The sequence below is a fragment of the Leucobacter chironomi DSM 19883 genome (assembly GCF_000421845.1).
GTDB lineage: Bacteria > Actinomycetota > Actinomycetes > Actinomycetales > Microbacteriaceae > Leucobacter > Leucobacter chironomi.
The window spans coordinates 159,139-172,943 of sequence record NZ_ATXU01000002.1 but is presented as its reverse complement, the minus strand read 5'-3'; the positions used below and the strand labels follow the sequence as shown (position 1 = coordinate 172,943).

Below are 13,805 nucleotides of genomic sequence, written 5' to 3'. Positions count from 1 at the left end.
GGAAGCCCGAAGCAGGCCCGCCGTCATCCCGCAGCAGGCCCGCCGTCAGGCAAAGGCGCGGTCGTGAGCGGTCACGGGGCGCGGCAGCACGCTCTGCCCGGTGAGGTGGGCGTCGACCGCGGCCGCGGCGGCCCGCCCCTCGGCGATCGCCCACACGATGAGCGACTGCCCGCGACCGGCGTCGCCCGCGACGAACACCCCGGGCACCTCGGTCGCGTAGTCGGCTGCGCGTTCGAAGGCGCCGCGCGATCCGCGCTGCAGGAACAGCCCCGGGTCTTCGACCGCCTCCGGCCCGGTGAAGCCCATCGCGATGAGCACGAGGTCGGCGTCGATGAGGTGCTCGGTGCCCGCGATCGGTTCGCGCCCGCGCTCGGTGAATCCGGTCTCGGCGACCCGCAGCGCCCGCACCCGCCCCTCGGCGTCGCCCACGAACTCGACGGTCGACGCCAGGTAGCGGCGCTCGCCGCCCTCCTCGTGCGAGCTCGACACCTCGAACAGTGTCGGGTGCACGGGCCAGGGCTGAGTGTCGGTGCGGGTGGGCGACGGGCGGCGTCCGATCGCGAGGTTCGTCACCGACTTCGCGCCCTGGCGGTGCGCGGTGCCGATGCAGTCGGCGCCGGTGTCGCCGCCGCCGATGACGACGACGTGCTTGCCCGCGGCGTCGAACTCGGCGGGCGACGCCGCATCGGGGTGGGCGCCATCGCCCGCGAGCGCGCGGTTCTGGGCGGTGAGGTAGTCCATCGCGTAGTGCACGCCCGCGAACTCGCGGCCGGGCAGCGGCAGCTCGCGCGGAACCGTCGCCCCGGTCGCCACGACGACCGCGTCGAAGCGGCGTCGCAGCTCGCTCCACGACATGTCGCGGCCGATCTCGATGCCGCAGCGGAAGCGGGTGCCCTCGGCTTTGAGCTGATCGATGCGGCGCGCCACGAGGCGCTTCTCGAGCTTGAACTCCGGGATGCCGAAGCGCAGCAGGCCGCCCGGCTGCTCGTCGCGCTCGTAGACGGCGACGGTGTGGCCGGCTCGGGTGAGCTGCTGGGCCGCGGCGAGGCCCGCAGGGCCGGATCCCACGACCGCGACGGTCTTGCCGGTGAGCCGGGCCGGGGGTTGCGGCTGCACCCAGCCGTTCTCGAAGGCGCGGTCGATGATGCCGTTCTCGGTCTGCTTGATGGTGACGGCGGGCTGGTTGATGCCGAGCACGCAGGCCGATTCGCAGGGTGCCGGGCAGGCACGCCCGGTGAACTCGGGGAAGTTGTTCGTCTCGTGCAGTCGCTCGATCGCGTCCTGCCAGCGGTCGCGGGTGACGAGGTCGTTCCACTCGGGGATGAGGTTGCCGAGCGGGCACCCCTGGTGGCAGAACGCGACGCCGCAGTCCATGCAGCGCGCGGCCTGACGGGCGACGAGGGTGGGGTCGGCCGGGTCGACGACTTCGCGCCAGTCCTGCAGGCGCAGCGCGACGGGGCGCTTCGGGGCGAGCTCGCGCTCGCGCACCTTCAGAAAGCCTCGGGGATCAGCCATGGGTCGCCTCCAGGATCTCGGACCAGACCCGCTCGCCGTCGGGATCGAGGCCCTGTTCGTTCGCGCGCTCGCGGATCTCGAGCACGCGCGAGTAGCCGCGCGGGATCAACCTGGTGAAGCGCGCGAAGACGGTATCCGGGTCGTGCTCGATCTCGTCGAGCAGTGCGGTCGCCAGCTCGGAGCCCGTCTGCTCGGCGTGCCGTTTCAGCAGCGCCGAGATCTGCTCGCGCAGCGCCTCGTCGAGCGGGGTGAGCGCGAGCGCGCCCGAGCCGAGCTCGCCCGAGTTCACGTTCGCGGGGTCGAGATCGAGGATCGCGGCTTCACCGCCCGACATGCCGGCGCCGATGTTGCGCCCGGTCGGGCCGAGGATCAGGGCGAAGCCGCCCGTGAAGTACTCGAGGGCGTGGTCGCCGGTGCCCTCGACCACGGCGGTCGCACCGGATCCGCGCACGAGGAAGCGCTCGCCCACGGCCCCAGCGATCCACAGGCTGCCGCTCGTCGCGCCGTAGCCGATGGTGTTGCCGGCGATGACGTTGCCCGCGGCCGGGTGCCCGGCGTCGGGGTGCGGGCGGATCGCGATCTCGCCGCCCGAGAGGCCCTTGCCGACGTAGTCGTTGGCGTCGCCGATGAGCCGCAGCGTGACGCCGGCCGGCAGGAAGGCGCCGAGCGACTGCCCGGCCGATCCGGTGAGGGTGACGTCGATGGTCTCGGGGGCGAGACCGGCGGCGCCGTGCCGCTTCGTGACCTCGTGGCCGAGCATCGTGCCGACGGCGCGGTCGATGTTGCGGATCGGCAGGTCGATCACCACGGGCTCTCGGCGTTCCAGGGCGTCTGCGGCGATCTCGATGAGTCCGCGGTCGAAGTGCGCGTCGAGCTCGTGCTCCTGTTCGCGTCCGCTGCGGCGCGGCTCGCTCTCGGGGAAGGCCGGTCCGCGCAGGATCGGCGTGAGGTCGAGCCCCTCGGCCTTCCAGTGGCGGATCGCGGCGTCCACGTCGAGGGCGGCGGTGTCTCCGACGGCTTCGGCGAGGGTGCGGTAGCCGAGCTGCGCGAGCAGTTCGCGCACCTCTTCGGCGATGAAGCGGAAGAAGTTCACGACGTGTTCCGCCTGGCCGGTGAAGCGCTCGCGCAGCTCGGGGTTCTGCGTGGCGACGCCCACGGGGCAGGTGTCGAGGTGGCAGACGCGCATCATGATGCAGCCCGAGACGACGAGCGGGGCCGTCGCGAAGCCGAACTCCTCGGCGCCGAGCAGGGCCGCGACGACCACGTCGCGGCCGGTCTTCAGCTGGCCGTCGGCCTGCAGCACGACGCGTTCGCGCAGGCCGTTGAGCATGAGGGTCTGCTGCGCTTCGGCGAGGCCGAGCTCCCAGGGCGATCCGGCGTGCTTGAGCGAGTTCATGGGGCTCGCGCCCGTGCCGCCGTCGTGACCGGAGACGAGAATCACATCGGAGAGCGCCTTCGCGACGCCCGCGGCCACGGGCCCGATGCCGCTCTGGGCGACGAGCTTCGTCGAGATGCGCGCGGCGGGGTTGGCCCGTTTGAGGTCGAAGATGAGCTGCTTCAGGTCTTCGATGGAGTAGATGTCGTGGTGCGGCGGCGGCGAGATGAGGCCGACACCGGGGGTCGCGTGCCGGGTGCGGGCGATCCACGGGTACATCTTCTGCGGCGGCAGCTGGCCGCCCTCGCCGGGCTTCGCGCCCTGGGCGAGCTTGATCTGGATCTCATCGGCGTGGGTCAGGTACATGGAGGTGACGCCGAAGCGGCCCGATGCGACCTGCTTGATGGCGCTGCGACGTTCGGGGTCGAGCAGCCGATCCTCGGCTTCGCCGCCCTCCCCCGTGTTCGATCTGCCGCCGAGCCGGTTCATGGCGATCGCGAGCGTCTGGTGCGCTTCGGGCGAGATGGAGCCGTAGCTCATGGCCCCGGTGGCGAAGCGCTTCACGATCTCGCTCACGGGTTCGACGTCGCCGAGCGGCACGGGCGGCCGCTGCGGCGCGAAGGCGAAGAGCCCGCGCAGCGTCATGAGGCGCCGCTCCTGCTCGTTCACGCGGCGGGTGTACTCGGCGAAGATCTCCCGGCGCCCGGTGCGGGTGGCGTGCTGCAGCTTGTAGATGGTCTCGGGGTCGAAGAGGTGGGGCTCCTCGCCGCGCCGCCAGCGGTATTCGCCGCCGGTTTCGAGCTTCTTGTGCGCGAGCGGCGCCGGGTCGTCGGGGTATGCGGCGCGGTGGCGGGCGGCGACCTCCGCCGCGATCACGTCGAGGCCGACGCCGCCGAGCCGGGAGGCGGTGCCGGTGAAGTAGCGGTCGACGAGCTGCTGCGAGAGGCCGATCGCCTCGAAGGTCTGCGCGCCGCAGTAGGAGGCGACGGTCGAGATGCCCATCTTGCTCATCACTTTGAGCATGCCCTTGCCGAGCGCCTTGATGAGGCCGGCGACCGCGGCCGCCTCGGTGACGCCCGTGATCGATCCGTCGCGCACGAGCAGACCGACGGTCTCCATGGCGAGGTAGGGGTTGACGGCTGCGGCGCCGTAGCCGATGAGCGCGGCGACGTGGTGCACCTCGCGCACATCGCCCGCCTCAGCGATGAGCGCGACGCTCATGCGCTGCCCCTCGCGGATGAGGTGGTGGTGCACGGCGGAGATCGCGAGCAGCGACGGCACGGGCGCCAGGTCCTTGTTGGAGTCGCGATCGGACAGGATGATGAACTCTGCGCCGGCGTCGATGGCGGCGCTCGCCTCCCAACACATCGCTTCGAGCCTGTCGGCGAGGCCTCTCGCCTCGAAGTCGACGGGGTACAGGCCGCGGATGGTGACGGCGCGCTCGCGCTCGGGGTCGTCGCCGAAGTGCTGGATGCGCGCGAGCGCGTCGTTGTCGATGACGGGGAAGTCGAGGATCACCTGGCGGGCGTGCTCGGCCGACTGGGTGAGCAGATTCTGCTGCGGCCCGATGCTCGTCACGAGGCTCGTGACGAGCTCTTCGCGCAGTGCGTCGAGCGGCGGGTTGGTGACCTGCGCGAACTGCTGCACGAAGTAGTCGTAGAGGTGGCGGGGGCGCTCCGAGAGCACGGCGATGGGGGTGTCGGTGCCCATCGCGGCGATGGGTTCGACGCCGTCTCGGGCCATCGGGGTGAGCAGCAGCCGCAGTTCCTCCTCGGTGTACCCGAAGGTGCGCTGACGTCGGCTGATCGAGGCCGGCGGGTGCACGAGGTGCTCGCGCTCGGGCTGCTCGGAGAGGCGGATCCGCCCTTCTTCGAGCCACTCGCCCCAGGGCGCCAGCCCGGCGAGTTCGCGCTTCACGGCGTCGTCGTCGCGGATCGCGCCGCTCGCGAGGTCGACCGCGAGCATGCGTCCGGGTTGCAGGCGGCCGCGGCGGATCACCCGCTCGGGCGCGATGTCGAGCACCCCGGTCTCGCTGGCGATGACCATGATCCCGTCGTCGGTGACGAGGAAGCGACCCGGCCGGAGGCCGTTGCGGTCGAGGGTGGCGACGAGCTCGACGCCGTCGGTGGCGATCATCGCGGCCGGTCCATCCCACGGTTCCATCACGAGCGAGTGGTATTCGAGGAAGCTCACGAGGTCGGGGTGGAGCCCGGTCTCGGATTCCCAGGCCTCGGGCACCATCATGGCGAGCGCGTGCGGCAGCGAGCGGCCGGCGCGCACGAGCAGTTCGAGCACCTCGTCGAAGCTGGCCGAGTCGCTGCCGCCCTCCGAGCAGATCGGCGAGAGCTGCCGCATGTCGCCGAGCAGCGTGCTCTCGAGCCGTGCTTCGCGGGCTCGCATCCAGTTGCGGTTGCCGCGGACGGTGTTGATCTCGCCGTTGTGCGCGACGAGGCGCAGCGGCTGCGCGAGGTGCCAGGAGGGGAAGGTGTTGGTGGAGTAGCGCGAGTGCACGATCGCGAAGCGGCTCTCGAAGCGCTCGTCGGAGAGCTCCGGGTAGTAGCCGGGCAGCTGCAGCGTGGTGACCATGCCCTTGTAGACGATGGTGCGGGCGCTGAGCGACGGCAGGTAGCAGCCGGTCTCGTGCTGGATGCGCTTGCGCGCCCGGAACGCGCGGCGTTCGAGGGCGTCGGTGCTGAGTCCGGAAGTGCTGAGTCCGGCACCGCTGAGGCCCGCACCGCTGAGGCCCGCACCGTCGAGGCCGGCAGTGCTGCGGCCGGCACCGTCGAGTGCCTGCGATCCGCTGCGTCCGCCGGGGTCACCGGTGCCCGACTGCGGCACGAGGATCAGCTGTTCGATGACCGGGCTCACGGCACGGGCGCTCTCCCCCAGCACTTCGGGTCGCACGGCGACCGGCCGCCAGGCGAGCACCGCCAGGCCTTCTTCTGCTGCGATCGCTCCGATGCGGTAGCGCACGGCCTGCCGTTCGGTTGATGCCTGGGGCAGGAAGGCGAGGCCCGCGGCGTAGCCACCGGGGGCCGGCAGCCGGAGAGCGGGATCGCGCTCGTTCAGGGACTCCCGGATGAGGCGGTCGGGCAGGTCGCTGAGAATCCCGGCGCCATCGCCGGTGCCGGCGTCGGAACCGACCGCGCCGCGGTGCTCGAGGTGTTCGAGCGCGGCGAGTGCGAGCGACACGATCTCGTGACTCGGCTCACCGGTGAGCGAGACGACCGAGGCGAGGCCGCAGGCGTCGCGCTCGTCGGCGGGGTCGTACAGCCCGGTGCGCTCGGGGAAGCCCGCCGGGCTGGCGGTGGGGGTCGCGGCTTCGTGGCTCATCGACGTCCTCTCTCTCGGCGGGACGTCGGCGGCCCGGGCGGAGCCAGTGACGGGCGGTAGCCCGCGACAGCGCCGTCGCGGGGGCCCGCAGTGGCTGCGGAGAGACCAGATTACCAGCAGGTTCTTCGGTGAAACGAATCGAGCAGCGCACTTTGTGCACATGATTCGCTAGCGTGCCCAATCTTTCAGAATTATCTTCGGAACATCTTGACGACTTCCGAACAGCCGCGTTTCGCGAAACACAACCGAAACACTGCCGTCGCCCACTCGAAACCGGGCGCAGAAAAGCCGGTGTCCGATAGTCGCCGCAACGCGCCTCGGCGCGTTCGACTATCGGACACCGGCTGTTCGGCGTCGCGGAGGGTCAGCCCTCCCCGTTGAAGCTCCCGGTGTCGCCCACCAGACGGGTGTTGTCGGCGGGAACGGGATCGACCGCGGCGCGCGCCACCTCGGCCGCGAACTCGGAGACGTTGTAGAGCTTGCCCGCCTGCTCGCGGCGCTCCTCGATCGCTCCCGGGCTGAGACGGTTGAGCAGCGTCGCGGTGACCGTACCCTCGATCATGTCGCCCGAGACGACGGTGAAGCCGATCCCGCGCTCTTCGAGGGCCGGAATGCGCTCGCGCAGCGCGTCCTCGCCGGCGCGCTTCGAGAGCGCCACGCCTTCGTACTCCGGCATCGTGGGCGTGGTGCGGATGAAGTGCGCCTGGTGGCTGGTCACGAACACCACGCGCGAACCCTCGCCCATCAGCGGCAGCGCGGCGTCGAGCACCGACAGCTGCGCGTCGCGGTTGAGCTTCAGCGCGTAGTCCTCCTCCATGCCGCCCTCCATGCCGCCCGAGGCATTGAGCACGAGCACGTCGAGCCCGCCGAACTCCTCGCGCACGGCGTCCATCATCGCCGCCACCGAGTCGGGGTCGGTGAGGTCGGCGCCCTGCACGAGTGCGCGCACGCCCAGCTCGCGCAGCTGCGTCGCGAGCTTCTCGGCGCGCGGAGCCTTGTTGCGGAAGTTCACGACCACGTCGGCTCCCGCCTCGGCGAAGTACCGGACGGTGTCGGCGCCGATCCCCCGTGACGAGCCCGTCACGAGCGCGCGGCGGCCGGCGAGGCTGCCCGGTTCAAGAATCTGAGTCACAAGTGCTCCTCGTCGTTTCGAATTACGTGCCTCCCAGAGTAGTGGACCTCGCATCCCGGGCACCCCATGTACAGGGGTATCGCGAACCCGACGCGAGCGAGTACGCTGCAATGAACGGCAGGGGTGCCCGCGGAGTCCGCGAGCGCACCGGCCCGCTCACCACCGGCGAGGAGGTCCAGCATGGCTGATCGAACTCTACGAGGAACGCGCATCGGCGCGACGAGTCTGCAGGGCGAGGAGGGCGTCGAGCTCTCGCCCAGACGCGCCGTCGAGTACCTGACCGACCGGGGGGTGCGGTTCCGGGTGCTCTTCGACGCCGACGCCGAGCCGCCGGCCGAGTGGGTCGATCAGAAGAGCGGCGAAATCGGCTTCCTCGACGACGAGGCCGGCCGCGCGGCGCGGGCCGAGTTCGAGGAGAAGGAATCCTCTCAGCGCACGCCGTGGGACATGCTCATCGAACGCCGCACCCGCGAGGAGCTCGAAGAGCTGCTCGAAGAGCGACTGCAGCTGCTGCGCTCCCGCCGCGGCGCGCAGTAGCCGACGCGCCTGCCGGGTGCGGGAGCATCACGCGCTCCCGCACCCGGTGCGGCCTGCTCAGTGCGCCGATCCGCTGTGCCTCGGGCGACCCATGGCGCTCGCCAAAGCCAGCGCCACCAGGCCCGCCAGCGCAGCGACGGCCGCCGCCACGAGCAGCTGAGCGGGCGCGCTGCCCGTCTGCACGAGTTTCGTGTGCGCGGGCTTGAGCTCGCCGCCCACACCGTCGACGCCGGCGCCCCCGACGGCGCCGCCGTAACCGGGGCCGTCGGCGCCGCCGCCGTTACCGGGCCCCCCGGGGCCGGTATCGCTTCCGTTGTTCCCGTCGCCGGGGCCTGGGCCTCCGTCGCCGGGATCGCCGTCGGTGTTCCCGCCGGGGTCGTCATCGTCGCTACCGTCGCCGGGGCCGCCGATATCGCCACCGCCGCCACCGTCGCAGTCGGGATCGGCGAGCGTGGTGGTGTAGCTCGCGCTCTTGCGATCGGCCGCGAGCACCCACCCGGTCGTGGCCACCAGTTCGGCATCGGCCTCCGCGGTCGCGATCACCGTGACCGTGCCGCCCGGACGCACCTCCCCCGTCAGGGCGTAGGTCACCTCGGTGGTGTCAGACGGGAGCGTGACCGAGGGCATGCTCACTGTGCCGTCGGCCAGGCAGACGGGCTGCTCGATCACCAGCGCGTCCACCGGCATCTGCACCGGCGGTCTCACGCACGACGCATCGTTCAGCACCGCATCGTAGGTGGCACTGCGCCCGTCCGCCGCGACGACCCAGCCGGGCGCAGCGCTCAGTCGCGCGTTGCCGTGCGCCGTCGCGGTGATAGTCGCCCGGGCGCCCGGTGTCACCTCACCGCTCAGCGTGTACGCAATGTCCGGCGTATCTGTGGGCAGTTGCACCGCAGGGTCGCGCACACTCCAGTCGGCCTCGCACACCGGCTGGGTGACCACAGGCGGTTGAGGAACCACCTGGCGAGTGCAGGAGGGGTCATCGAACACGACCGCGAAGGTCGCGCTGAGACCGTCGGCCGCGACCACCCAGCCTGAACCGCCCGTAAGCACAGCCTGGCCGAGCGAGGTCGCGGTGACCACGGCGGTGCCGCCTGGCCCTACCTCGCCGCTCAACGAGTATGCGACATCGGGAGTGTCTTCGGACGGGAGGAGATCAGCCGCGCTCGCCACCCCGTCGTCCTCGCAGACCGGCTGCACTACCACGGGCGCCTCGAGCTGGGCGACGGGGCGCGCGCAGGGCGGATCGGCGAGCGTGGTCGTGTACGTCGCGCTCTTGCGGTCGGCTGCGAGCACCCACCCAGCGGTGGGCGCGAGTTCGACGTCGCCGAGCGCGGCCGCGGTCACGGTGATGGTGCCACCGGGGCGCACCTCACCCGTCAACACGTACTCGACCTCGGCCGTGTCGGCGGGGAGCGTGACGACAGGGTTGCTCACCGTCCAATCGGCCGGGCAGGACGCCTGCTGGATCACCAGCGCACCCAGCGGCACCTGCACGGGCGGCTCGACGCACGACACGTCGTGAAGCACCACCTCGAAAGAGGCCGTACGTCCGTCGGGCGATACCACCCATCCCGGAGCCGGCTCGATACGAGCTCCTGCGGCGGCCGTCGCGGTGACGGTGACACGAGCGCCGGCTTCGACCGTGCCGGCGAGAGTGTAGCTGAGATCGACCGTATCGCTCGGCGCCACCACCTCAGGCGCGCTCACCGTCCAGTCCGCCTCGCACACAGTCTGCGTCACCGCAGGCGCCGCCGGGGTCACCGGCTTCCTGCAGTCCGGGTCCGCGAGCGCTACCACTCGGGTCGCACTCCGCCCGTCGGCCGCGATCACCCACCCCGAGGACAGGGTGAGCCGCACGCCGTCGGCAGCCGTAGCCGTGACCGTCACCGTCTCCCCCGGCTCGACATCGCCGCTCAGGACGTAGGCGATCCGGGCGGTGTCGGCGGGCAGCGCCACCGACGGGGCACTCACCGTCCAGTCGGCCTCACACACCGGCTGCACGACCGTGGGCTGAGCGGGTGCGACGGTCTCGGCGCGCACCCGGACCAGGGTGCCGCACGGCGCCCCCGCCGTGCCGCACCCCTCGGCCGGAATGCCGCCGGCGACATCGGCCGGCGTCGCCGTGCCGGTGCCGCCCGTGCGCAGATCACGATCCGCGAGATCCGCCATCACCGTCACCGGCACCTGCAGCACGATTCCCCCGGCCGCGGGAAGGGTCGTCGCGGGTAGGGTCACGCGGTCGTTCACGACCGGCAGCGTCATGACCGGCACACCGCCGACGAGCACCTGCACGGGCCCACCGATCTCGGCCCCTTCGACGAGACCCGAGAGATCCCACGTCAAGGACGTGTTCTCGACAGGCCAGCCTCCGACCGACTCTGCAGCGAGCCGGTAGGTGAGCTGTGCCCCGGGACGTACCGTCGCGCCCGACCCGAGCGGATCCCCCGACTCGTCGAACACGGTGCTCGACATGCGCCACCGCTCCCCGATCTGCGCGGATATCTCGTCGCACACCTCGATCACGTGATCGACGCCCCTCGGGGCCTGCCGCGCATTCCCGCCCGCGCACGCGCGTGTGACGAGCTGCTGGGCCGTGACAGTGGGTGCTGCGCCGGTCCCGGCGCGAGCCGTGAACGTGAACGTCTGCGTGCCTCCGGCGAGGAGCTGGCCCGTCCACTCGAGCACTCCGTCGGTGATCTTCGCCCCGGCCGAGGGCGTGCCGACGTTCGTCACGTCATCGAGCACATCCGCGAGCGGCACGCGAACCGTGACCGGGTGCCCCACCGCCCACCCGGCCGAGGCGCGCCAATCACCTGCACCCGGATTCGTGAGCCTCACCTCGTAGCGCAGGTTGTCCAGCGGGCGGATCGGCTTGCCTGCGCGCGAGGTGTTCACCCACGCCTGCCGCACCTCCACATCGGGGTACTGCTCCACGACGGTCTGCTCGGGATAGTCGCCGCACACCTCGATCACACCGTCGTCTCCGACCGCGGGGTTGCCTGTGTTACCAGTGAAGCAGGCCCGCGCGTTCATCGTCTGGTCTCCTCGGGCGTAGTCGTTCGTCACCTGCACCCGGAAGGTGTAACTCCAGGAGGAACCCGCGTTGAGCACGAATGGGCCCTGTCCCACCCGCGTTCCGGAGAGCCCGGTCGCGGAGACGACCACCGCATCGTCGAGTACCTCTCCGAGTTCGCTGGAGAAGCTGAACCGGCGATCCTTCGCCCAGGCGCTCGGGCCGTCCAGTCGCCGAGGCCGCTATTGCGCATCGTGACTGAGTACTGCAGAATATCGCCTGCGCGCACCGGACCGTTCGTGTCGCCCAGGGTCTTCGTAACCGCCAGCGAGGTGATATCAACGTCAGGGTACTGTTCGGCGACGAGCTGCTCGTCGTAGTCGCCGCACACCTCGATCACGCCGTCCACGCCGGCCAGAGGGTTGCCCGTGTCCCCGGTGAAGCACGCCCGCGCGTGCATCGCCTGGTCACCGCGCGCGTAGTCGTTCGTCACCTGCACGCGGAACTTGTGCTGCCAGGTCGCGCCCGCGGCGAGTGCGGTCGGTCCCTGACGCACCTGGGTTCCGCTGAGCCCCGGGATCGTTCCCGACGCCACGGTGTCGTCGAGCACGTCGCCGAGATCGGTCCCAAATGTGAAGCGACGATCGACCGCCCAGCCACCGGGTGCCGTCCAGTCGCTAGTGCCGCTGTTCCGCACGGTCACGGCGTACTCCAAGATGTCGCCGGCGCGCACCGGGCCGTTCTTGTCGCCTGATACCTTGGTCACCGTTTGAGAGGCGACCTGCAGGTCGGGATACTGCTGCGCAACGCGCTGCTCGGCCCAATCGATGCACGCGTGCGCCGGGGTGCCGCCCCGGGTTCCGTCGAGGCAGGCGGAGGCGGCGACGAGTCCGTCACTCCGCGAGTAGTCGTTCGACACGTCGAATCGAATATTGAAGTAGTGCGAGCCTCCCGGCTGCACCGTGAAGCTATCGTGAACTCGCTTGCCATCCTGCCGGTACGCGGGATAGTGAAAGTTCTGATTCCACCAGTAGTGGGTCGGAGAGGACTGTGTGGCAATCTGCACCGTCTCCGGCAAGTCTCTGTAAGCATCTGCATAGGCGAGATGCTCATCGGACATCGCGGCCAGCATGTTAGTGACATCAGCCGCGAATGAGCCCGTGAACGCCTGTGTTCCGACATTCTTCACGGCGAGGTGGAAGTGGATCTTGTCCCCGGCGCGCAGCGGGCCGTTCGCGTTGCCCGCGACCTCCGTCACCTTGGCGCGCAATTGCAGGCCGTCCTCGGTGACCTCGCGCCAGTCGGCGTCCACGACAGCCGCCGAAGCGCTCTGAGCAGAAGCAGAGAGGACGCCCGCGACGACGGCGCCCGCGAGCATCAGCGTACCGATCAGAATCGACAGGCCGCGTGCTCGTCCCGTGATCGCGTCTCGCAGCCGGCTCGCTCGCCACAAACTCACACTTCACCTCTACCACTCAAGACGTCCCGTCCCAGACGTCACGCAGACTCGTATCCTTGGTAGGACAAGCGAACGCCGGAATCTGTCGGCTGCTACACGTCTATCTCAGAATGTGTTCCAGGCACTGCCCCGCAGCGCCGCGCCGCCAGCCTCGGCGGTGAAGCTCACCCGGAAATCCCCCGGATGGCCCAGTTCCACGCCGAAGACCACGGGCCCGGGCTGCGCGGAATCCGGCATGCAGGCGATCGGATTCGCGCCGTGGCACGACCAGCCGTCCGGCGCTATGAGACCGGAGCCCCCGGGCAACTCGATCGATAGCTCCCGCATCTGCCAGCTCACCTCGTCGAGCACTTCGAAGTCGATATGGATGCTCGCCCGGCCGGCTTCCGAGCGCATGCTCGCGGCCTCGAACCGATAGCGCAGACCGGGCTCCGCGTCAGCCTCCGCGGCGGTCCGTGAGCCCGCGCCGCTCGACACGACGAACGCGCCCACGCACCCCACCGCCGCGACGAGCAGCACCGAACCCACGGCCGCCATGATCCGAGCTCCGGGCACCGCCGCAATCCGCGATCCGCCGGTTCCCCCGCCCGCCTCGTGCGGATCCCCGGCGCCGTCGGACCCGACCGCCGCGCGCCACCGCAACGACACCGTCAGCAGCGGTAGCACGCCCAGTGCGCTCGCCAGCGCGGCGAATCGCCGCCACCCCTCCCGGCACGCGTCGCACTGCTCGACGTGGGCAATGCCGCGCTCTGACGAGCGATGCAGAGCGGGGTCGTCGCGCACTCGTTCCGGAAGGCGGCGGGCGTTCTCGACGCACTCGTCGGCGCCCTCGCCTAGCAACTCGATCAGCACCGCGCGACGCAGCGCGGCCTTCGCCCGAGCCACCGCCGATGAGATCGCGGGCGCCTCGCGTCTTTGCTCCGCCGCCAGTTCGCGGGGCCTGCGACCCTCGACCACCACTCGCTGCAACAGCAGCCGGTACTCCGGGTTCACGGCAGACAGGGCGCGGCGCACCAGTGCGAACTCGTCGCTCAGCTCCGCCCTCCTCATCCGCTCGGCGTTAGCCTCCACCGATATGAACTCGCTCGGCAGCGCGTCGAGATCGCCCCACGACTGAGTACCCGAGCGAGCCGAGACCAGTTCGTTCGTGTGGCTGTTGCGCATGATCGTGGCCGCATAGGCGCGAGGGTTTGTGATCGGCTCGTTCCTCGCCTCCATCGCTTCGAACAGCTTCACGAGCGCAGCCTGCACCATCTCTTCGTGATCAAGACGCGACGAGTGCGGGGCGATGCGCACCGCCGCCCCCATCAGGTACGGCAGCGAGTCGAAGACCTCAGCGATCACCCGATCGCGTTCGGCGGCGTGCTCCGAGGGGTGAGGGCCGGGCGTGTGCACCGGTCCATCCTAGCTGGCGCACACCGAACGCACTGCACCCACC

Annotated in this window: 7 protein-coding genes; 1 reads left to right on the top strand and 6 read right to left on the bottom strand. The window is 70.7% G+C overall.

The window, feature by feature from the left end; all coding sequences use genetic code 11:
- Positions 1–45: 45 nt before the first annotated feature.
- The 3 genes from H629_RS0102660 to H629_RS0102650 form a co-directional block, all read right to left on the bottom strand.
- Entirely contained in the window at positions 46–1,515 is a 1,470-nt protein-coding gene (locus H629_RS0102660; RefSeq protein WP_024355811.1) for a glutamate synthase subunit beta, read from the bottom strand.
- The gene (gene gltB, locus H629_RS0102655) at positions 1,508–6,223 is read right to left on the bottom strand and encodes a glutamate synthase large subunit (RefSeq protein WP_024355810.1); all 4,716 of its coding nucleotides are present in this window, start codon (positions 6,221–6,223) and stop codon (positions 1,508–1,510) included. The genes H629_RS0102660 and gltB overlap by 8 nt, the downstream gene beginning before the upstream one ends.
- Positions 6,224–6,587: 364 nt before the next feature.
- The gene (locus tag H629_RS0102650) at positions 6,588–7,355 is read right to left on the bottom strand and encodes an SDR family oxidoreductase (RefSeq protein ID WP_024355809.1); all 768 of its coding nucleotides are present in this window, start codon (positions 7,353–7,355) and stop codon (positions 6,588–6,590) included.
- Positions 7,356–7,535: 180 nt separating this feature from the next.
- On the opposite strand from H629_RS0102650, the gene H629_RS0102640 reads away from it, so the two are divergent.
- Positions 7,536–7,892 (top strand): RNA polymerase-binding protein RbpA, encoded by a 357-nt coding sequence (locus H629_RS0102640; protein WP_024355807.1) that lies wholly within the window; start codon positions 7,536–7,538, stop codon positions 7,890–7,892.
- Between the two features lie 57 nt (positions 7,893–7,949).
- On the opposite strand, the gene H629_RS15355 is transcribed toward H629_RS0102640, so the two are convergent.
- The 3 genes from H629_RS15355 to H629_RS14395 form a co-directional block, all read right to left on the bottom strand.
- Positions 7,950–11,006 carry a hypothetical protein gene (locus H629_RS15355; RefSeq protein ID WP_161607966.1) on the bottom strand — a complete coding sequence of 1,019 codons (3,057 nt, stop codon included), beginning with the start codon at positions 11,004–11,006 and terminating at the stop codon, positions 7,950–7,952.
- Positions 10,958–12,367, bottom strand: coding sequence for a hypothetical protein (locus tag H629_RS0102630; RefSeq protein ID WP_152485626.1), 1,410 nt, complete (start codon positions 12,365–12,367; stop codon positions 10,958–10,960). Before H629_RS0102630 ends, H629_RS15355 begins: the two co-directional genes overlap by 49 nt.
- 105 nt (positions 12,368–12,472) lie before the next feature.
- Positions 12,473–13,762 (bottom strand): sigma-70 family RNA polymerase sigma factor, encoded by a 1,290-nt coding sequence (locus H629_RS14395; RefSeq protein ID WP_051137780.1) that lies wholly within the window; start codon positions 13,760–13,762, stop codon positions 12,473–12,475.
- Positions 13,763–13,805 lie beyond the last annotated feature (43 nt).

Coding starts and splice junctions, on each gene's coding strand:
- H629_RS0102640 (WP_024355807.1), top strand. CDS start 7,536: ATGGCTGATCGAACTCTACGAGGAACGCGCATCGGCGCGACGAGTCTG.
- gltB (WP_024355810.1), bottom strand. CDS start 6,223: ATGAGCCACGAAGCCGCGACCCCCACCGCCAGCCCGGCGGGCTTCCCC.
- H629_RS0102660 (WP_024355811.1), bottom strand. CDS start 1,515: ATGGCTGATCCCCGAGGCTTTCTGAAGGTGCGCGAGCGCGAGCTCGCC.